The 20,743-nt window shown below is 58.4% G+C and carries 18 protein-coding genes; 5 read left to right on the forward strand and 13 right to left on the reverse strand.

Annotated features, from left to right (window positions below; all coding sequences use genetic code 11):
- Positions 1 to 1,497: DUF6531 domain-containing protein (locus LIY45_RS20935; protein WP_226477463.1), on the reverse strand; the 1,497-nt coding region annotated here is incomplete at its 3' end.
- Positions 1,498 to 1,708: 211 nt separating this feature from the next.
- Positions 1,709 to 2,581, reverse strand: a complete 873-nt coding sequence (locus tag LIY45_RS20940; RefSeq protein ID WP_102369981.1) for a WYL domain-containing protein — start codon at positions 2,579 to 2,581, stop codon at positions 1,709 to 1,711.
- A 122-nt stretch (positions 2,582 to 2,703) separates the two neighbouring features.
- Between LIY45_RS20940 and LIY45_RS20945 the strand changes: the two genes are divergently transcribed.
- From LIY45_RS20945 to LIY45_RS20955, 3 genes are all read left to right on the forward strand, one after another.
- Positions 2,704 to 2,940, forward strand: coding sequence for a hypothetical protein (locus tag LIY45_RS20945; RefSeq protein WP_010174719.1), 237 nt, complete (start codon positions 2,704 to 2,706; stop codon positions 2,938 to 2,940).
- A 331-nt stretch (positions 2,941 to 3,271) separates the two neighbouring features.
- Positions 3,272 to 5,470: a hypothetical protein gene (locus LIY45_RS20950; RefSeq protein ID WP_226477464.1), complete on the forward strand. Its 2,199-nt coding sequence runs from the start codon at positions 3,272 to 3,274 to the stop codon at positions 5,468 to 5,470.
- A complete protein-coding gene (locus LIY45_RS20955) occupies positions 5,470 to 7,173 on the forward strand; it encodes a LeoA/HP0731 family dynamin-like GTPase (RefSeq protein ID WP_226477465.1) in 1,704 nt (567 codons plus the stop codon). The genes LIY45_RS20950 and LIY45_RS20955 overlap by 1 nt, the downstream gene beginning before the upstream one ends.
- 34 nt (positions 7,174 to 7,207) lie before the next feature.
- On the opposite strand, the gene LIY45_RS20960 is transcribed toward LIY45_RS20955, so the two are convergent.
- Both LIY45_RS20960 and LIY45_RS20965 read right to left on the reverse strand, forming a co-directional pair.
- Positions 7,208 to 7,588 (reverse strand): MerR family transcriptional regulator, encoded by a 381-nt coding sequence (locus tag LIY45_RS20960; RefSeq protein ID WP_226477466.1) that lies wholly within the window; start codon positions 7,586 to 7,588, stop codon positions 7,208 to 7,210.
- Positions 7,527 to 8,171 (reverse strand): NAD(P)H-dependent oxidoreductase, encoded by a 645-nt coding sequence (locus LIY45_RS20965; RefSeq protein ID WP_226477467.1) that lies wholly within the window; start codon positions 8,169 to 8,171, stop codon positions 7,527 to 7,529. The genes LIY45_RS20960 and LIY45_RS20965 overlap by 62 nt, the downstream gene beginning before the upstream one ends.
- Before the next feature lie 399 nt (positions 8,172 to 8,570).
- On the opposite strand from LIY45_RS20965, the gene LIY45_RS20970 reads away from it, so the two are divergent.
- Positions 8,571 to 8,882 carry a DUF3077 domain-containing protein gene (locus tag LIY45_RS20970; RefSeq protein ID WP_226477468.1) on the forward strand — a complete coding sequence of 104 codons (312 nt, stop codon included), beginning with the start codon at positions 8,571 to 8,573 and terminating at the stop codon, positions 8,880 to 8,882.
- 236 nt (positions 8,883 to 9,118) lie between these two features.
- Here the strand turns inward: LIY45_RS20970 and LIY45_RS20975 are convergent, their stop codons facing one another.
- From LIY45_RS20975 to LIY45_RS21015, 9 genes are all read right to left on the reverse strand, one after another.
- Complete coding sequence (locus LIY45_RS20975; RefSeq protein WP_226477469.1) at positions 9,119 to 9,895, reverse strand: XRE family transcriptional regulator; 777 nt, start codon at positions 9,893 to 9,895, stop codon at positions 9,119 to 9,121.
- A gap of 214 nt (positions 9,896 to 10,109) precedes the next feature.
- Positions 10,110 to 10,637, reverse strand: a complete 528-nt coding sequence (gene ppa / locus LIY45_RS20980; protein WP_003176323.1) for an inorganic diphosphatase — start codon at positions 10,635 to 10,637, stop codon at positions 10,110 to 10,112.
- 93 nt (positions 10,638 to 10,730) lie between these two features.
- Positions 10,731 to 11,561, reverse strand: coding sequence for a zinc-dependent peptidase (locus LIY45_RS20985; RefSeq protein ID WP_226477470.1), 831 nt, complete (start codon positions 11,559 to 11,561; stop codon positions 10,731 to 10,733).
- A gap of 6 nt (positions 11,562 to 11,567) precedes the next feature.
- The gene (locus LIY45_RS20990) at positions 11,568 to 12,224 is read right to left on the reverse strand and encodes a DedA family protein (RefSeq protein WP_008436520.1); all 657 of its coding nucleotides are present in this window, start codon (positions 12,222 to 12,224) and stop codon (positions 11,568 to 11,570) included.
- 240 nt (positions 12,225 to 12,464) lie between these two features.
- Positions 12,465 to 12,923 carry a GNAT family N-acetyltransferase gene (locus LIY45_RS20995; RefSeq protein ID WP_017476271.1) on the reverse strand — a complete coding sequence of 153 codons (459 nt, stop codon included), beginning with the start codon at positions 12,921 to 12,923 and terminating at the stop codon, positions 12,465 to 12,467.
- Between the two features lie 92 nt (positions 12,924 to 13,015).
- Complete coding sequence (gene eutC / locus LIY45_RS21000) at positions 13,016 to 13,864, reverse strand: ethanolamine ammonia-lyase subunit EutC (protein WP_226477471.1); 849 nt, start codon at positions 13,862 to 13,864, stop codon at positions 13,016 to 13,018.
- Positions 13,861 to 15,255 (reverse strand): ethanolamine ammonia-lyase subunit EutB, encoded by a 1,395-nt coding sequence (locus tag LIY45_RS21005; protein ID WP_226477472.1) that lies wholly within the window; start codon positions 15,253 to 15,255, stop codon positions 13,861 to 13,863. The genes eutC and LIY45_RS21005 overlap by 4 nt, the downstream gene beginning before the upstream one ends.
- 64 nt (positions 15,256 to 15,319) lie before the next feature.
- Positions 15,320 to 16,768 (reverse strand): ethanolamine permease, encoded by a 1,449-nt coding sequence (gene eat / locus LIY45_RS21010; RefSeq protein WP_017476269.1) that lies wholly within the window; start codon positions 16,766 to 16,768, stop codon positions 15,320 to 15,322.
- A gap of 205 nt (positions 16,769 to 16,973) precedes the next feature.
- Positions 16,974 to 18,494, reverse strand: a complete 1,521-nt coding sequence (locus LIY45_RS21015; protein ID WP_003219398.1) for an aldehyde dehydrogenase family protein — start codon at positions 18,492 to 18,494, stop codon at positions 16,974 to 16,976.
- Positions 18,495 to 18,779: 285 nt separating this feature from the next.
- Between LIY45_RS21015 and LIY45_RS21020 the strand changes: the two genes are divergently transcribed.
- On the forward strand, positions 18,780 to 20,690 hold the full coding sequence (locus LIY45_RS21020; RefSeq protein ID WP_226477473.1) for a sigma-54-dependent Fis family transcriptional regulator: 1,911 nt from the start codon (positions 18,780 to 18,782) through the stop codon (positions 20,688 to 20,690).
- The last annotated feature ends 53 nt before the right edge of the window (positions 20,691 to 20,743 follow it).

Below are 20,743 nucleotides of genomic sequence, written 5' to 3' on the forward strand. Positions count from 1 at the left end.
CGAGCCCAGATAAATCGCCGCTTCTGCCAGGCTATTGGTGATGGCCGGCCGTGCAGCAGAGGGCAGGGGAAAGGTAGTGCTGCGGTTCTCGTGGTCGGTCCAAACCACCGATTCACCGCTCACCACCAAGCGCTGGGCCAATGAATGACTCCAGCCAAACCCCAACCCGCAATCCACTTCCACGGCACTGCTGCGATACAACCGCGTCCAGGCAAATGGCAGCACACCCTCCAACGAGCCATCGGTGAGGGTCAGCAGTTCCTCACCTGTAACCATCGACACCGGGCAGCCGTTTTTACAGGTATCTACTGCACAAGCCGACGCATCCCCATTGGGGTTTTTCGCCGAAGCCGGGGCATCATCCACATACGCTCCCTGTCGAACCGCCGTGTTCTGACGCGGCCCCCAGCGCATCTGCACCCCACCTTTTTTCAACCCCTCCACAGCGCCCCGAACCGCTACGGCCTTATAGCGATTCACTGCCGCCATAAAGCTCTGGAGAACGCCGAAAATACCCTTCACAAACTCAATGGCTGCCTCAACAATCCGAGCGCCATACCTGAGTGCACGCGAACTCAGATACGCGATGCCCGCCGCCGGCAAAACAACCGTCAGCAAAGCTGCCACCAACAAGTCGATCAGCAACGACACCACAAAACCGGCCAGCGCCTCGGCGGTACTCCCGGCAACTTCACTGGGGGGCAACGCCGACAGCCAGATCATCGCTGTGCGCAACATCAGGTACAGCGCCGCCTCATCGCTGGCCAGCAGCATTGCCTGTTCCATGACCTTTGGCGCAGTGCGAGCCAGCTCCATCAATTCGCTGGCTGTCGCCCCCAGGCTTTCAAACAGCTTGCCGGGGTCCTTGAAAATCTCCTGCACCTGCTTGATGGCGTCCCACACCCCGGTGATCGCCGCCCAACTTCCCGCCAGCACGCCATTGCCAATCGCGCTTGAAGTGGACCTTTCCCAGTGCGGCCGGAAACCACCCCATTGCTTGCGAAGCCAGCTTTCCAGGTCCGCGGTCAAACCGTCGTAAGACGAAAACAGCGCCTCGACCTGCTCGTCCGAAACACCGCCTTGCACCCGTATCCGGTAACGCTGGCCGGCCACACAATGGTGAAAGCCTTTCCCCTGTTCATCGAGCATGACGACGGTTGAACTGCCGTCGTCCAGCCCAATCACCTCAACCGGGATGCCTCCCAGCGGCACGTCATACACCGACTCGAACTTGCTCTCGATCTCCAGTACGCCACTGGCCTCACAGCGCACCACTGTCGAGAAGTGGTCATCGGTCACGCTCACCGACTTGCTCGAATCTCCCACCCGAATGATCCGGTCCATTCCCAGCAACGACGGCAAATCCGCTGCATGGCTGACCTTATCCAGCGCTTGCGAATACCAGGCGCCCACCTGCTGGCGATACACCGCCAGGCTCTGATGAAAGGCATCCAGTTCGTGTTCGATATGGGCAATGTGGGACGAAGAAGCAGTCATCCATGACGTCTCTGCAAAGGGGAGGCGTCGGAGTCTGCAACAGCAAAATGGGGCCTGGACGAGTGGTCCGGAAAATCAGATTGGGCTTACGAGGAGGAAGATTTTTTCCGTGACGAGCTACTGCCCGGCACTACGTAAAACGGCGATTCAGCTCATTGACTGCAGCGATTCCCCCCCCCCCAGCATTGCGCTGGGAAGGAACCCGTGGCGATCAATCGTAGAGCCACGGTTTCAGCTCTTGCAGGTTCTTCACCACGATCTGTTGGGCTTCGGGTTTAGGGTCCAGGTTCTTCGGATCGATCTGATAACGCTGCAGGACATATTTCACCAGCGCCTGGCGACTCGGGATTACCAACTGCCCGTCGACCATGCCGAAGTCCGTCTCGATGATCGCCCGCTGGGTCGGTGACAATCGCTGATCCGGTGCAATCACCAGGTCCACTGCGGTTTCCCACACCGTATCCTCGCCGATCAGGTTTTCTGACTTATCCAGCAACTCCGGTTCACCCCTCAGGCGGCTGAGCACAAAGTCGCGGTACTTGCGGTTCTTCTCGCAGTAGGCCCGTACATGCCAGCGCATGCCGGTGTACACCAAGGTATGAGGTGCAATCAGGCGAATCTCCGGCTCCGGGTTGGCCAGGGAAACGTACTCGGTTTCCAGGCGTAGCCCTTCGCGGCAAGCCTTGAGCAGCGGACGCAAAATTTGCGGGCGAATGGTGCGGTCGGGCACCTCCAGCACCTTGGTATGGGCATAGGCCAGCGCCAGCCCTTCAATGTGCGGCGCTCGTTCATTGTTCTGGTAGAGCAGGTGCAAATAGGCGCTGGCGCTGTCGTCGATGAACCTTGGCTTGAACAGTTTGCTCGGGACATAGCCCTTGAGCTGCTTGTCATATGTCAAGTTTCGGGGCGCATGCTCGTTGATGTACGTGTTGATGTCCTTCGACGCCTGCTGCCGGCTGATGCCGAAGCTCTGGATCAAGTGCCCCGTGGTCAGGCGCCCTTCCCACCAGGCGACTGTCTCGATCAAGCGATAGCGAAGTGCCAGGTCCCAACGTACTTGCTCAATGGATTGCTTGCGTTTCATGACCCCTCCCATGTGTGCCATTACTTTACCTGTATCTGTCCACAGTATGGACCTGTAATTAAAGGCTACATATCGTGTGGCTGTCTTCGAGATTGCTCGGAGCTAAAAAAAGGAAAAAGGACATGGGTATGTCGGAGTTGATTTCGACAGGTGCGTTGGTGTTGATCGGTGTGATTCTGCTGGTGCTGTTGATGCAGTATCTGCGGCTGCGGGAGATCTGGAAGTTTGTGATGGGCTGTCGCACCGCGACACGCTGGGCGAAGATCCGGGAGATGGAGAATCGTGAGTTGAAGCGGGCGTTGCGGGCGGAAAGGGCGCGGGTGGCAGAGTTGACGATGGTCTCTACCCCGACGGAGTAAGTGGCCCTTGAGTGAGGGGCATGCCTTAGTCGGATGGCTAATCGCCACCTCTTCAAGTAGCATCCCTCGGCGAAATTCGCGTGCGCCTGCGCTGCTCAGTGTTTTTACAAGGCGCTGGACCGGGTTTTCGCACCTCGACGCTTGGATGGATTCTGAAAACAGCGTGATGACGGAAGAAGGAGTTTCTCGTGTCTCCCTACCCTTTGGACTTATTCCTCCGTTGCCCTGTTCGCCAGACGGCAAGGCGGTAATCCTGTGATCACGTCATTGATCATTAGCGGGTTACTGCCGCGAGATTCGACATTCTTTCAATAAAACGATGAGAGCTCTGATGAGTATTGATTTGGAATCCCCGAAGCACATTTATTCGAGCGTGGCTCGTGAAGTCGATGAGATTTTAAAAAAACTCGGAGCATCGTCGACAGATGAACAAGTGTCCAAGGCGCAGAGCCAAACTCGTGAAGTGCTGGGGCAATTTCAGGCAGAAATCAATCAACACATTGCTGCGCTGGAAGGGAGCGCCGAGTGGGACAAGTTCACCATCGCTTTCTATGGTGAAACCAATGCCGGAAAGTCCACGATCATTGAAACGCTGCGGATAATGCTTAAAGAGCGCAGCAAAGTTGAAACCCAGGAGCAATATAAAGCCCTGCAGGTGAAGGCCGGTTTGACTGAAGAAAACTTCGCAGCCTTACTGAAGTCGAGCCAGGACAGTGAACTGTTGCTGGCTGATCTGGAGTCCAAACTCGCTGAACTGGTGCGCTTTCACGATGATCGCCGTGGCGTACTTGTGGATGAAGTCTCTCGCCTGCAGCAGCAGGTGGCAGACAAGAAAGCAAGCGCTTCACTTTGGCAGAAACTGCTGAGCATGTTTCGCAAGCTGCCGGAAGAGCATCAACAGGCGCGCAGCGCATTGGCCCTTGATGCTGCAGAAGCTGAAGGTATCGCCGCGGTTGAGCACCTCAAGAAACAGCAACGCGAAGCCCAGCAACAAAAAGGTGAGGCCGAGCTTGAGCGCACGCGCCTTGAGCAGCAACTGAACCAGCTGGATGCCTTCGCCGACGGTGGGATCATCGGCAATGGCAGTTCTGATTTCACCCTCGATACCCAGGGTTACGAGTTTCGCTCCGGGGGGCAACAATTCGTCTTGCTTGATGTGCCAGGTATTGAAGGCAAGGAAGCTAAGGTCATCGACAGTATTTGGTCGGCGGTACGCAAGGCCCACGCGGTTTTTTATGTAACAGGCAAAGCCGCAGCGCCACAGAAGGGCGAGGGTGCCAACAAGGGAACCCTGGAAAAAATCAAAGAGCATTTGGGGGCACAAACTGAAGTCTGGACGTTGTTCAATAAGCGTGTGACTAACCCGATGATGCTAAGAGGCGATTTGGTAAGTGCAGACGAATTGGCCAGCCTGGACGACCTGAACAGAAAAATGAGCGAGCAACTGGGTGATAACTACCAAAAGGTTATTCCCCTGAGCGCACAGCCTGCCTTCCTGGCCGTTGCCGATTGCCTGCCGCCCGGTTCTCCTCATGCCAAGAACAAGGCCAAGTTTCTCGCTAACTTCACGATGGATGAGGTGCTGCATAAAACCAATATCCAGCAGTTCCATCAGGTCCTGACGGGTGACTTGGTAAGCGATTACAAACACAAGATCCGGCGCTCAAACTTCAATAAGGCCAATCAGGTGGTCATGAATGCCAAGGACGAGTTCGACACGCTGCGCCTCCAATCATTCATGCCCCTGCGGGATCGTTTGAAAGAGGATGTGAAGGGGTCTTGCGACCAGTTGGACATCAGCCTCAAAGGCTTGAAAACCCGCCTGGAAACTCAGGGTGAGCAAGCGATCAACACGTTTAAAAATACGGTTCGGCGTCATATTTACGAACGTATTGAACGTGACATCAGCAATGACAGCTTCAAGGCAGCGTTCGAAACCCTGATACAGGAAGGCCAAGCCACTCTTGAAGCGCAGTTGCCGAAGAAAATGGAGGCTGAGCTGCAACGCTTCCAGGCGGATATCGCCGACGTCATCGAGCGCTTCCAACAGTATGCCAGTGAGTTGCTGGAAGCTTACGCAAAGGTGCGAGTCGGCCGGATGGACACCAAGTTTGACTTGAAGATCGACATCGACAATGGCCTCAAAGTCAAGAACTTGCTGATCACGCTGGGCAGCGGAGCGCTGTTGTTCTGGAATCCGGCAGGCTGGGTGATCCTGGCATTGGGTATCGCCGGGGTGCTGTTCGGCGCGGGCAAGGCAGTCATCGGCTTTTTCAGCAGCGATTACAAAATGGCTCAGCATCGTAAGTCGGTTGACGAGAACCTCGACAAGATCACTGCGCAACTGCGCCAGTCCATGCGCGATAGCCTGGCCGATGCCTTTCCTGAACTGGAAAAGAAAGTCGAAGGCCTCAAGGACGCCCTGGCCGAGCCGGTGCGCCAAGTCAGTGAAATCAACAATACGCTGGTCAAGTCCATCGCTGAGCTGAACAAACTGTCCACCAAAATCGAATTAGCAGGTGCCAAATAATGGAAAAGACACTAGGTGCATTCAAGGCGCAGCAGACTCGGGCGCTGGCAATTCTCGAGAAACTCCAGGCTTTTCTCCAGCAGGGCGAAAGCGTTGGGGTACAGATTGATCAGAACCTCAAGGCCAAGTTGCAAACTGCTATCGAGGGCGTTGCCGGCGATAAACTGAAAATCGCCCTGGTGGGTGGTTTTTCCGAAGGCAAGACGTCCATTGCCGCGGCCTGGATGGAGAAGCTGGATAAGTCCAGCATGAATATCAGCCATCAGGAGTCGTCCAACGAAGTCAAAGTCTATGACGTCAGTTCAGAATTTGTGTTGATCGATACCCCAGGTTTATTCGGTTTTAAAGAGCAGTTCAACGCTGAAACCGACTCTATCGAAAAGTACAAAGACATCACCAAAAAGTACGTCAGCGAAGCGCACCTGGTGCTGTACGTGATGAACTCCACCAACCCGATCAAGGAAAGCCACAAGGAAGACCTGACGTGGTTGTTCCGAACCTTGAACCTGTTGCCGCGTACGGTTTTTGTACTCAGTCGGTTTGATGAAGTGGTGGATGTGGAGGATGAAGCGGAGTACCAGAGCAACCTCAAGATCAAGCAACGCAATGTCACCGAGCGGCTACGCGACTTGATCAGCCTCACCCCAAGCGAGGCCGATGCCCTGGCAATCATTGCGGTGGCCGCCAACCCCTTTGACCGAGGCACCGAGTACTGGCTGGACAACCTGGATGAGTTCAAGGTTCTTTCCCACATTGGCACACTGCAAGACGCGACGTTGCGCAAGATCAAGGACAACGGCGGTGCGATCGCAATCGTAGAAGAGGCCAAGAACAGCGTCATTCGGGACGTACTCGACAAGCAACTGCCCGTCGCGGTCCAGAACGATGAAAAGATCGGTGAGGAGGTGGATAAGCTGATCACCATGAGCCTGCGCCTGGAAAAACAATTGACCTCTACCGAGGCGCAGATTGGTGACGTGCGCGGTAACCTGCGTCAGTTCGTGGGTGAGTATTTCGCCGACCTGATCCTGCAGGCCAAGGGTCTCAGTCAGGAAACGTTCACTGACTTTTTCGAGCGTGAAGTCGGCAGTGAAGGCGTCATGGTGACCACTCGCCTGCAAAACGAATTTGAGCGTCAACTACGGGCCGTGACGCTTGAAGTCAGCAAGATGAAAGTAGGCTTTGACGCCGAGGTCAATCACTTCAACAGCGCGGTCAAAGTCTTTGGCAAGCAAGGTTTGGACTACGTACTCAAAAGTAACCTGATCAATAATGGCACCATCCTCGCCACCCGGGACGGTCTTGTCAGTGCCGCCAAAATCGTCGGCCTGGACTTGGGCAAAATGCTCAAATTCAAACCGTGGGGCGCCGTCAACCTTGCCAAAGGCCTCAACGGTGCACTGGCGGTGGTTGGCCTCGCGATGGAAGCCTGGGATACCTGGGAACAAGCCAAGCGCGAACGGGCCTTTCGCGAAGCACTCGACCAGATGGTGAAGAACTTCGAGACCCAGCGCAGTGAATTACTGGCGCTGATCAACAGCCCGAAATTCACCGAAACTTTCTTTGCAGACTTTGTCGAGCTGACAGCAACGGTAGAGGGCGTAAAACGCGACGTGGCTCAACGTAAAGAACAGCGTCAGCGGTTTCACGCATGGCGAGCGATGGGAGAGGTGATCGAAGCTGAGTTTACGGTCGTGGGTTGAGACATCACGCTCATGTAATACCCGGCGGCTTGCCTTATGGCGGGCCGTCATCAGCCGGCAGACAAAAATCTGATACACCCTCGCGACTCTCTTCAAACGCAACCAGGCCTGCATGCACGCGCTGCAAGACCTCGATCTGACAGACCAACTGTTGCTTCTTCTCTGCAATGGCCCGATTAGCCCGCTGCCAGGGCAGCTCATCACCCTGGTACCCGCGCAGAATCACCTGCAACTCCTTGAGCTTGAAACCCAACTGCTGGGCGCACTTGATAAAACTCAGCAGCTCGACGCTCTGCGGGGAATAAATGCGATAACGACCTTCCCGCTGCGGCGGCGGCAACAGGCCGATGGCCTCATAGTGACGAATCGCCTTGATCGTGGTGCCCGACAACTGCGCGGCTTTGCCGATGTACATGAAAAGTCCTTTTCCCAAAGAGTGCGCCGACCCGTTTCAGCCACTGTTCCCGCTGTGCTGGCGTAGAGCCCAACACCGGCCCGAACTGCAATGTCTTGATCGGCTGGATGCCACAAAACGCCAGCGTCGTCTTGCGCATCTGATGCAGCGCGGGCATGCGGTAGAACCACCTGTAATACCACGGCGGTGTGTCCAGGGTCACCAGCAAATGCGCGGTTCGGCCCTTCAGGAGTTTGTCGGGGAAGGCCTTGCCTTTGCGGTATTTGAAGGCGAAACCAGACAGGAAAATCCGATCGATAAAACCCTTCATCAATGCCGGAATGCCACCCCACCAGATGGGGAAAACAAACGTCAGGTGATTGGCCCACAGGATGTCGGCTTGAGCGTTGAGCAGGTCGGGTTCCAGGGGCTGGGTTTGGTTGTAGCCGTTGTGGAGGATGGGATCGAAAGCCAGGTCGCCCAGGCGCAGGACGCGTACTTCGTGGCCTGCGGCTTTGGCGCTGGTGATGTAGGTGTCGGTGAGGGCAGAGCAGAAGCTGGTGCGGGAAGGGTGGCCGAGGATGACCAGGATGCGTTGGCTCATGGCGGTGGGGTCCTGAAAGTTGGGGTTTCAGGGTGAGGTGTGACCTTAGGGGGAGAGTCAAGAAGATGCCGTGATTGGGAATGGCCAGGAAGACTGATCCCTTTCATTTGCAGGACGTTTCCTAGAGAATTCCAAGCGCTTGCGCCAGCAAAATCCCGCGACTAGTCTGCGTTCCGTCACTGCTTATTCAGTGATCGGGTTTAGTCGCCCGGATTCGATTGGCGCACGATCAGTTCATGAGTCAGGCCGTTTTTCGCCTGCACTTTTATGGTGGCTGTGCGCAGGGCGCCTTCGGGCGCGCCGGGTTTCCAATCGACCGGTCGACTAACCTGCGTACAGCTGCCGCCTTCGTTTAGTCGCGAGGTGTGGTGGCTCCAAATGTTTGATTGGAGTTCTACCATGGTCAAAGTTACCCCCGATCCACCCACGTTCCGTAAAGCCTTACTCAGCGACAATGACGCCACTCGGCGCGCTATCGATCACTACCTCAAAGCACCTGAAGTACCGCCTTCACCCAACCCGTTTACCGTAGATGACGAACTGAGTTTCGAAGATGCTCTGGCCCATGCTGCCGAGTTGCTGCATTGCGCCGTGGCGACCGCCCAGGCGTCGACCGAGCCGCTGAACAGCGCGCAGCGGGCGGTGATGCATTTGGTGGAGATGTCGAAAGTGGTCGTGGATCGGGCGTTGGATTGTTTGCAGCCGAGGTGAGGTGACTTAGCGCCCCGACTTTCTTCCAGGCATTAAAAAGCCGGCTTGTGGCCGGCTTCTCGGGGACGGGTTCAGCTTATTTTTGGTAAACCTCACCAGCCTTCAAATCGTTCACCCAGACTCGCGCCTGAGTGATAAGGGGCATCAGCGGGAACTCCTCCGCATCGCCAGGCAGGGCGGACCGGCTTTACGCCAACCCCCTACCAAATGTGCGGCGGATAATACCCACATTCACTTCAATTTCCCAGCTCCAGATCCGATTTAGAGCCTTCGTAGCCCAATAAATGCTCATCCAGCGGCACCGGCGGGCGGCGGTTATTCAGTGTCGCCCACCAGAACACCCAGCCCAGAATCTCAAAGTTCTGCTCGTGCCGCTGTTCGTAGGTCAAAAACTCGTCCGGATGCTCGGCGCTGTTGTGGCTGCGCATCCGCAGGCCGCCTCCGGGGCGGTTGTAGAGGTATTTGATCCTTAGCATTCCATCGTGCTCTACCGCGTAGATTTCGCCGTCGATGATCTGTTTGCGGCCACAATCGATGGCGAGGGTACTTCCGTCCTGGATGATGTCGATCATGCTGTTGCCAACCATGTAGGCACCGAGTGCCCGCTCCGGGCTTACGCCGATGCTTTCAAGGGCGTGCAGGGAGAGGCGGATGCTTTCGGTTGAGGTGAAGGTGGGGTGGAGGGGAATCTCCACGTCGATTTTTACCGGGCCGGAGACCGGGTGGGTGATGTAGTTGCCAGTGCTTTCCCTGGCGATACGGTGGGAGTGGTCTGCATCGGGGCCGTCCAGTTGGTAGTTCACGGGTGGATGTTTGGGGCCTTCGCCGGTACGCAGCCAACGGCTGGTGACGCACAGCAGTTCTGCGATCTCGTTGAGTCGGCCCATGGGGACGCCGCGTTTGAACCAGTTGTTTACGTGTTGAGGCGTAACATCGCGGTTCTTGGCGAAGTCGGAAGCGGAAAGATGAACTTCCCGTAATAGCGCTCTTAAGCGATCACCTGATGTATTCATAAACGCAGAGTTTACTGGTCGTAAAAATAGATCAAATAAACCATGCGTTGAGTCGCCGTATGTAGGTGTTTCCTTAATGAGGGAATGTTCTACGGATTAACTAAGCTAGTTAAACAATTGTTGTGAATATGTTTATTAAAGTGCTCGTATGTTTATATTTTTCCCACAAAAAAAGCCCCGATTAATCGGGGCTTTTTTAGAGCGAGTAGCGGTATCAGCCTTTGTAGGCAGCGACCGACTTCATGATCTCGGCGCGGGCGGCGTCTGCGTTGCCCCAACCGTCGATCTTCACCCATTTGCCTTTTTCGAGGTCTTTGTAGTTCTCGAAGAAGTGTTTGATCTGTTCCAGCAGCAGTGGCGGCAGATCGGTGTATTCCTTCACGTCGACATACAGCTGGGACAGCTTGTCGTGTGGTACTGCGATAACTTTGGCATCGCCGCCGCCGTCGTCAGTCATGTTCAGGATGCCGACCGGGCGTGCGCGGATCACCGAGCCTGGAGTCACCGGGTAAGGGGTCACGACCAGCACGTCGAGGGGGTCACCGTCGTCTGCCAGGGTGTTGGGGATGAAACCGTAGTTGGCCGGATAGAACATCGGGGTGGCCATGAAACGGTCAACGAACAGGCAGTCGCTGTCTTTGTCGATTTCGTATTTGATCGGCGCGTGGTTGGCCGGAATCTCGATGGCGACGTAGATGTCGTTCGGCAGGTCTTTGCCAGCCGGAATCTTGCTGTAGCTCATTGGGCGTTGCCCCCGTAGTTGGCCATGGAACATGGCCGGATTGGCCTAAAAGTGGCGGCGATTATAGGCATATTCTGACGCCGATGCCATGCGTCAGACGTCGTACGGCGCTTGGCGTTCAGTCTGATACCGCACGTCGGCGGCCTGCAGTTGGTGCAGGCGCGCCAGGGGATCCTGGCGGTAGAAGTGGCTCAGTTGTTCGTACACCTGTGGATAAGTGCTGACCAGTAAATCCGGGGCACTGAAGAAATATTCGCTGGTGACGGCAAAGAACTCGGCCGGGTTTTCCGCGGCGTAGGGGTCGATGGCAGTCTCGGCGTCTGGATTGCGGTCGAGCTGGCGGTTGAGGTCATCGAAGGCGCTTTGCATGACGCTGGCCCATTCCTGCACGCGCATGTCGTGGTGCAACGGCGGCAGGCCGTTGGCGTCGCCGTTGAGCATGTCCAGCTTGTGGGCCAGTTCGTGGATCACCAGGTTGTAGCCTTCCCAGTTGCCGCTGGCCAGCACGCCGGGCCAGGCGAGGATCACCGGGCCTTGCTGCCAGGCTTCGCCGCTGTGCTCGCCGTCCCACTCGTGTTCCACGCCGCTGGCGTCCCGATGGCGCTGGGGGCTGAGGAAGTCGTCGGGGTACAGCACGATCTCGTGGAAACCCTGGTACCAGTCGAGGTCGCCAAGGTTCATCAGCGGCAGTTGTGCCTGGGCGGCGAGCAGCAGGCGTTGTTCCTGGTGCAGTTCGACGCCGGGCAGGGCGGTGAGGTGTTTTTCGGCGAGGAACACCACGCAGGCTTCCCGCAGCCACTGGTCCTGCTCGGCAGTGATGCCGTCGAGGAAGGTCAGGTGATGGCGCACCCGCTGCCACGTTTCATCGGCAATCGGGTGCTTGGCCAGCAGGCGCCGGCGACGCCAGGCGCTGAGGGACCACATCGCAGGTTACTGCGGCTTGGCTTCGGTGGAATTGCGGCCAAAGCGGCTGCGGAACACGCCGATGATCATCGGTACCAGCGACAGCAGGATGATGAAGACCACCAGCAGCGACAGGTTTTTCTTGATGAACGGCACGTTGCCGAAGAAGTAGCCCAGGGTTACCAGGCCGCCGACCCAGAGGACGGTGCCGAACACGCTGAAACCGAAGAAGCGCGGGTAAGGCATTTTTGCGATACCGGCGACGAACGGTGCAAACGTGCGCAGGATCGGCAGGAAGCGCGCCAGGGTCACGGTTTTGCCGCCGTGCTTGTCGTAGAAGTCGTGGGTTTTTTGCAGGTAGTCGCGGCGGAAGATCTTCGAGTTGGGGTTGCTGAACAAGCGTTCCCCGGCCGTTCGTCCGATCACGTAGTTGGTACTGTCACCCAGGATGGCCGCGAGCATCAGCAGGCCGCCCAGCAATATCGGGTCCATGCCGCCGCCCGCTGCAACAGCACCGGCGATGAACAGTAAGGAATCGCCCGGCAGGAAGGGCATGACCACCAGGCCTGTTTCGCAAAAGATAACCAGGAACAGAATGGCGTAGATCCACACTCCGTAGTTTCTCACCAGCATGTCGAGGTACACGTCGAGATGCAGGATAAGGTCGAGCGGGTTGAAATCCATGGATGGCACCTGTGTGAATGGCCTGGCTCAGCGGGCCTGTGCGGAGGCTTCGGGTAATAAGGGCTACAAGGTTGTGTCTTGTTTCTTACGACCCTGAAAGGTCCGCATTATACGGATAGAGTCGTGAAAAGCGTGTTGGTTTTGTAGCGGGGGATGTCGCGACATCGATCTTATTGTAGACACAGAGTCAGTGTGGGAGGGGGCTCCCACAACCGATGCATGAGGTTTGGTTAATAGATGTCAGTCATCGCTGATGGGCAGCACGTAGTTTTTGAACTCGGTGTCTTCCCGAAAACCAATGGACTCGTAGGTTTTCTGCGCCACCTGGTTGTCGCTGCTGGTGGAGACACGCAAGCGCACGGCATGGGTTTCCTTGGCCATCTTCTTCGCAGTGCGCATCAGGTTGTCGGCCACCAACTGTCGGCGCGCGTCTTCGGCCACGTAGATGTCGTTGAGGATCCATACGCGTTTCAACGATAGAGAGGAGTAGCTCGGATACAGCTGGCAGAAACCGAGCAGCTTCTTGTCGTCATCGTCGGCCAGCGCCAGATAGATCACGGATTCCTTGCGGCGCAGGCGTTTTTCCAGGAAGGCGCGGCTCGAATCAGGGAAGGGCAGCGCGCCGTAGAACTCGCGGTATTTGACGAAAAGCGGGGTTAACAGGTCCAGGTGTTCCAGGGTCGCTTGAGTTATCCGCATGCCAGGCCTCAACTTCCAAATGGGGGATGACCACACACGCGGCCGTGTTTCGATGCTGCCTAAAGCGGAGAAAAAGCGCAATCGTGCTGGGATCAGTCCTTCGGCGGGCTGAGCAGGAAGTTGCCTTTCATCAGGTCGGGATCATCCGACTCGAGGGTTTGTACCTGGGCTTCATCCTTGAGGTTGACCCCCGACAACTGCCGACGACAGGCCTCGCGCATCAAGTAAAGCAAGCGGTGAGCGGCCATGCCGTAGCTCAAGCCTTCCTGGCGCACATTGGAGATGCAGTTACGGTACGCATCGGTGAGGCCGACCTTGGGGTTGTAGGTGAAATACAGGCCCAGGCTGTCCGGCGAACTGAGCCCCGGCCGCTCGCCGATCAGGATCACCACCATCTTCGCCCCCAGCAGCTGGCCGACTTCATCCGCCACGGCCACGCGGCCCTGTTCCACCAGAATCACCGGCGACAGCGACCAACCTTCCGCGTGGGTTTGTTCCTCCATGCGTGTAAGAAACGGCAACGTATGTTTATGCACCGCCAGCGCCGACAAGCCATCGGCCACCACCACCGCCAGGTCCACGCCGCCCGGGTTGGCTGCGGCGTAGTCCCGCAGGACCTGGGCCGATTCATCACTGAGGCGCCGCCCAAGGTCCGGGCGTTGCAGGTAGCTGTGACGGTCGACGGCGGCGCTGTGCAACAGCAGGCTGTCGCGGCCACGTTCGGCCAGTTGGCTGCTGAGTCCTACATGATCAAACGGCAGGTGTACGGCGTCCCGCGCCTGGGCGTGGGCGAACTGGAAATCCAGTTGCGCGCCAGTAGGCATGCTGGTGCCGGTACGGCCCAGGGCAATCCGCGCCGGGGTCAGGCGCCGCAACTCAAGCCACGGGTTGTCCACGTTGTTTTCCGGGGTGTCGATGTGCACAGGCGGTTCCTTCTTCATCCCAATTGCGCCAAGGCGTGGCGGAATGCCGGTGGCAGGCTGTTGCCGAAGTGCACCTTGCCGTCGGCTTGCGTGAAGATGCCCATTTTTGCCAGCCACTGTTCAAACTCCGGCGCCGGCTTTAAACCCAATGTTTGCCGGGCGTAGAGCGCGTCGTGGAACGAGGTGGTTTGGTAGTTGAGCATGATGTCGTCGGAGCCCGGGATGCCCATGATGAAATTGATCCCGGCCACGCCCAGCAGGGTGAGCAGGGTGTCCATGTCGTCCTGGTCGGCTTCGGCGTGGTTGGTGTAGCAGATGTCGCACCCCATCGGCACGCCCAGCAGCTTGCCGCAGAAGTGGTCTTCGAGGCCGGCGCGGATGATCTGCTTGCCGTTGTACAGGTACTCGGGGCCGATAAAACCGACCACGGTGTTCACCAAAAACGGTTTGAAGTGCCGGGCCACTGCATAGGCGCGGGTTTCGCAGGTTTGCTGGTCGACACCAAAGTGCGCGTTGGCCGACAAGGCGCTGCCTTGGCCGGTTTCGAAGTACATCAGGTTTTGCCCGAGGGTACCGCGATTCAGGCTCAGGCCGGCGTCGTAGCCTTCCTGCAACAGGCTCAGGCTGATGCCGAAACTGGCGTTGGCCGCTTCGGTGCCGGCGATTGACTGGAACACCAGGTCCAGCGGTACGCCACGGTTGATGGCTTCGATGGAGGTGGTGACGTGGGTCAGCACGCAGGCCTGGGTCGGAATCTCGTAGCGCTGGATGATCGCGTCGAGCATTTCCAGCATGGCGCAGATCGAGGCGATGCTGTCGGTGGCCGGGTTGATGCCGATCATCGCGTCGCCGTTGCCGTAGAGCAGTCCGTCGAGAATGCTGGCGGCGATGCCCGCCGGTTCATCGGTAGGGTGGTTGGGTTGCAGGCGGGTGGACAGGCGCCCGCGCAGCCCCATCGTGCCGCGAAACTGTGTGACGACGCGGATCTTCTGCGCCACCAGTACCAGGTCCTGCACACGCATGATCTTCGACACGGCGGCGGCCATTTCCGGTGTCAGCCCGGGTGCCAGGGCGCGCAGGCTTTGTTCGTCGGCCGCGTCGCTGAGCAGCCAATCCCGTAAACCCCCGACGGTCAGGTGGCTGACCACGGAAAACGCCTGTTTATCATGAGTGTCGATAATCAGCCGGGTGACCTCGTCGCTTTCGTACGGGATCAACACTTCTTCAAGAAAGTGCTTCAACGGAATATTGGCCAGGGCCATTTGCGCGGCCACCCGCTCACCGTCGTTCTGCGCGGCCACACCGGCGAGGAAGTCCCCGGAGCGCGCCGGGCTGGCCTTGGCCATCACGTCCTTGAGGCTGTCGAAGCGGTAGGTCAATGCGCCTACCGCGTGGGAAAAGCTTGCCATACAGAGTCTCCTTGTCGGTGCGGGCAGAATGTGAGTAAAGCCCCCGCACCGAGGTTTACGGCGTTTAGTGCAAGGCGGCCTCTGCGGCCTGGATCGCCGCAAACTCTTCTTCCGGCGTGCCTGCTACCAAGTGATGCCGACTGTAGAAAGCAAAGTAAGCAATTAATACTCCATAGATGACCGCGGCGCCAATGACCACGCGCGGATCCACCAGAAAGCCCGCCACAACAGCGATGCAGGCCAGTACCAGGGCGACGCCCGAGGTGAAGATGCCGCCCGGTGTGCGGTAAGGGCGATCCATTTTGGGGCGGCGGATGCGCAAGGTGATGTGCGCGGCCATCATCAGCACGTAGGAAATGGTCGCGCCGAACACGGCCACCAGGATCAGCAAATCACCCTGGCCGGTCAGCGACAGGCCAAACCCGATGATGCCGGGGATCACCAGGGCCAGGACCGGCGCCTTGCTTTTATTGGTCTGCGACAGCTTGCGCGGGAGGTAGCCGGCGCGGGACAGGGCGAAGATCTGCCGGGAGTAGGCGTAGATGATCGAGAAGAAACTCGCGATCAGCCCGGCCAGGCCCACCAGATTGACGAAGTGGCCCATCCAGGTGGAACCGCCATAGGCTTTGGACAACGCTTCCACCAGCGGATTGCCCGACGCCATCAGCGCATAGGCACCGGCACCGCCCGGGGCGATCACCAGAATCAGCAGGGCGAAGCTGGTCAGCACCACTATGGCGCCGATCAGGCCGCGGGGCAGGTCGCGTTTGGGGTTTTTGGTTTCTTCGGCGGCCAGGGGCACGCCTTCGACCGCCAGGAAAAACCAGATGGCATAGGGAATCGCCGCCCACACGCCCACATAGCCGAACGGCAGGAAGCTACTGGCGCCCTTGGCCTCGGTCACTGGAATATCCAGCAGGTTGGCGACACTGAAGTGCGGCACCATCGACACCAGGAATACACCCAGGGCAATCGCGGCGACGGCGGTAATCACAAACATCAGCTTCAGCGCTTCACCCACCCCGAAGATGTGGATGCCAATAAAGATGATGTAGAACGCCAGGTAGATCATCCAGCCGCCAATGCCGAACAGCGATTCGCAATAGGCGCCGATAAACACCGCGATGGCGGCGGGGGCGATGGCGTATTCGATCAGGATCGCGGTGCCGGTGAGGAACCCACCCCAGGGGCCGAACGCGCTGCGGGCAAAGCCGTAGCCGCCGCCGGCGGTAGGAATCATGGAAGACAGTTCGGCCAGGGAGAAACACATGCACAGGTACATGGTGGCCATCAGCAGTGTGGCGAGGAACATGCCGCCCCAGCCACCTTGGGCCAGGCCGAAGTTCCAGCCGGCGTAGTCGCCGGAGATCACGTAGGCAACCCCGAGACCGACCAGAAGCACCCAGCCGGCAGCGCCTTTTTTCAGTTCCCGTTGTTGGAAGTATTCGGTGCCGACTTTTTCGAAGTCGACGGAAGACCCGGACGCCGGAGCGCCATTCGGTTCGCTGGGCATGATGGAATCCCTTTCTTATTGTTTTATCCCGGCTTACTTAAGTAAGCCGAATGAGTAGCAAGGTCTTGTGAAGATCAAGTGTGGGAGCGGGCTTGCTCGCGAATGCGGTGGGTCAGTTGAAAACTCAGTAACTGATACACCGCATTCGCGAGCAAGCCCGCTCCCACATTTTTATCGCATTTCAAATGTGGGAGCGGGTTGTGAGTTAGAAGAAGCCCAGCGGGTTGATGTCGTAGCTCACCAGCAGGTTTTTGGTCTGCTGATAGTGATCAAGCATCATCTTGTGAGTCTCACGGCCCACACCGGATTTCTTGTAACCGCCGAACGCGGCATGCGCCGGGTACAGGTGATAGCAGTTGGTCCACACACGCCCGGCCTTGATCGCCCGGCCCATGCGGTACGCGCGGTTGATGTCGCGGGTCCACAGGCCGGCACCCAGGCCGAACTCGGTGTCGTTGGCGATCGCCAGGGCTTCGGCTTCATCCTTGAACGTGGTGATGCTCACCACCGGGCCAAAGATTTCTTCCTGGAACACCCGCATCTTGTTGGTGCCTTTGAGCAGGGTGGGCTGGATGTAATAGCCGGTGGCCAGATCGCCAGTCAACTTCTCGACTTTGCCGCCGGTCAGCAACTCGGCGCCTTCGCCCTTGGCGATTTCGAGGTAGGACAAAATCTTGTCGAACTGCTGCTCGGACGCCTGGGCGCCGACCATGGTGTCGGTGTCCAGCGGGTCGCCACGTTTGATCGACTCGACCTTCTTCATCACCACTTTCATGAAATCGTCGTAGATCGACTCTTCCACCAGTGCGCGGGAAGGGCAGGTGCACACTTCGCCCTGGTTGAAGAACGCCAGCACCAAACCTTCGGCGGCTTTCTCGATGAATTGCGGTTCGGCTTTCATGATGTCGGCGAAGAAGATGTTCGGCGACTTGCCGCCCAGCTCGACGGTGGACGGAATGATGTTCTCGGCGGCCGCATGCATGATGTGCGAGCCCACTGGCGTGGAGCCGGTGAAGGCGATCTTGGCGATGCGCTTGCTGGTGGCCAGGGCTTCGCCGGCTTCTTTGCCGTAGCCGTGCACCACGTTCAGTACGCCCGGCGGCAGCAGGTCGCCGATCAGTTCCATCAGCACGTTGATGCCCAGCGGGGTTTGCTCGGCAGGCTTGAGCACCACGCAGTTACCGGCGGCCAGGGCCGGCGCGAGTTTCCAGGCGGCCATCAGCAGCGGGAAGTTCCACGGGATGATCTGGCCGACCACCCCCAGCGGCTCGTGGAAGTGATAGGCGGCAGTGTGTTCGTTGATTTCGGCGCTGCTGCCTTCCTGGGCGCGGATGCAACCGGCGAAGTAGCGGAAGTGGTCAGCGGCCAGCGGGATGTCGGCGTTCAGGGTTTCGCGCACGGCCTTGCCGTTGTCCCAGGTTTCGGTGATGGCCAGCAGTTCGAGGTTCTGTTCGATGCGGTCGGCGATTTTCAGCAGCACCAGCGAGCGGTCCTGGGCCGAGGTCTTGCCCCAGGCGTCAGCGGCGGCGTGGGCGGCGTCCAGGGCCTTGTCGATATCTTTGGCCGTGGAGCGCGGGAATTCGGCGATGGGCTTGCCGTTGACCGGCGAGGTGTTGGTGAAATAGTTGCCATCGACCGGCGCGACAAATTCACCGCCGATGTAGTTGCCGTACTTGGCCTTGAACGAAACGATAGCGCCTTCAGTACCGGGGTGTGCGTAACGCATGGTGGGTATCTCCTGGCTTTTTTGTGTTTATTGGAGGACGCACGGTTGTGCTTGTTAAAGCGTAGAGCAAAGGTCGGGCCAGTGCCTCGTAGCGCCCGTAAATCAAGGGTTTAGAGGTTGTTGCAAACCGTAGCTGTGGCAAGCTTGGTACAGCCTGGGTGACAGTTTGTGCCACAAGCGGTACAGCCTGTGACCGGTGGGTCTGCCCGGGATTGCAATGGTCGGGAGGCTGGAGGATGCTGGGCACTCGCGCGCGGTAGTTCACGCAGGGAGAATAATAAGAACATGCAAAACGATCATTTCAGTCGCCATGCCCAGCAAGTCCTGACGGTCACCCGTGGCCAGGACCCGTTGCACGGCCCCGGCAGCGATCCGTCCATCGCCCGCTCCTGGCTGCGTTGCCTGGAGGACTATCACCTCGACCCCGCGCTGACCATCGCGCCCACCGTGCTTGAACATGGCCGCCTGCTGGAAAGCCGCGAGCGCCTGCAACAAGTGTTGAGCATTGCCGGCAGCGAAATGAACAGCCTGCACCAACAGCTCTCCGGCGCTGGGCACGCGGTACTGCTGACCGACGCCCGTGGGGTGATCCTCAACTGCGTCACCGCCCCCAGCGAGCGCAAGATTTTCGAGCGTGCCGGGCTGTGGCTTGGCGCCGACTGGAGCGAGGCCTGTGAAGGCACCAATGGCATCGGCACCTGCCTGGTGGAGCGCCAGTCCCTGACGATTCATCGCGATGAACACTTCCGTGGCCGGCATACCGGCCTGACCTGCTCGGCCAGCCCGGTGTTCGACCCCCATGGCGAGCTGCTGGCGGTGCTGGATGTGTCTTCGGCCCGGGAAGCGGTGTCGCGCCAGAGCCAGTTCCACACCATGGCGCTGGTCAATCTTTCGGCGAAGATGATCGAGAGCTGTTACTTCCTGCGCCATTTTGAGCATCACTGGTTGCTGCGCTTTCATTTGCAGGCGGAGTCCGTGGGCCTGTTCAGCGAAGGGTTGCTGGCGTTCGATGGTGAGGGGCGTATTTGCGCGGTTAACCAGAGTGCGTTGAACCTGCTCGGGCAAATCCGAAGCGGGTTGTTGGGGCAGCCGGTCGAGGCGTTTTTCGATTGTTCGCTCGATGAGTTGCTCGGGCGTGCCAGCGCGAACGCCAGCGCCAGTTGGCCCCTGCGTACCCGCGACGGCCGTGGCTTGTTTGCGGTGTTGCGCGGCCAGCCACGCAGCGTACCGGTGCCGGTGGCCCATGCCCTGCCGGAGCGGTCGCGATTGCCGGGCATTTGCCTTGGAGACGCGGCGCTGCAAAACGATTTCCGCAGAGCCTTGCGGGTGTTTGAACGGGATGTGCCTTTGCTGATCCAGGGGGAAACCGGGTCTGGCAAAGAGGCATTTGCCAAGGCCGTGCACCATGCCAGCCTGCGCGCAGATAAAGCCTTTGTGGCCCTCAACTGCGCCGCGATCCCGGAAAGCCTCATCGAAAGCGAGCTGTTCGGTTATCGCGGCGGCAGTTTTACCGGCGCCCGCAAGGAAGGCATGCGCGGCAAGCTGCAGCAGGCGGATGGTGGAACGTTGTTTCTGGATGAAATCGGCGATATGCCGCTTGCCTTGCAAACCCGACTATTAAGGGTGCTTGAAGACCGCTTGGTGGTGCCCATCGGCGGTGAACCGCAAGCGGTGGACGTCAGAATTATCAGCGCTACCCACCGTAATCTGCTTGATCGGGTGCAGGACGGTAGTTTTCGTGAAGACCTGTATTACCGGCTCAATGGTCTGGAGGTGGCCTTGCCGCCGTTGCGCGAGCGCAGTGACAAGTTGCAACTGCTGGACTTCCTGCTGGCCGAAGAAGCGGGAGATCAGGCGGTGCAGCTTGACGGCGAGGCCCGCCAGGCCCTGTTGGCGTTCGCGTGGCCGGGCAACGTGCGACAGTTGCGCACGGTGTTGCGCACCCTCGCCGCGCTGTGTGAGGACGGGCGGGTGAGGCTTGATGACCTGCCTGCGCAGATTCGTGCCGTGCAAGCCGTGCCGGTGGCGGTGAGCGAACCGGCAAATTCATTGCTGGATGCTGCCGAGCGCCAGGCATTGCTGGCGACATTGGCGCAGCAACGCTGGCATATGACGCACGTGGCGACGGTGCTTGGGGTCAGCAGAAATACGCTTTATAGAAAGTTACGTAAGTATGGAATAGCGCGTCAGGTGTAATGATGGCGTTACTTGTTTCGGCTGTGAATGATAAAACTGTGTTGTGGGCGACA

Source organism: Pseudomonas sp. MWU16-30323 (assembly GCF_020515595.1).
GTDB classification, from domain to species: Bacteria; Pseudomonadota; Gammaproteobacteria; order Pseudomonadales; family Pseudomonadaceae; genus Aquipseudomonas; species Aquipseudomonas yamanorum.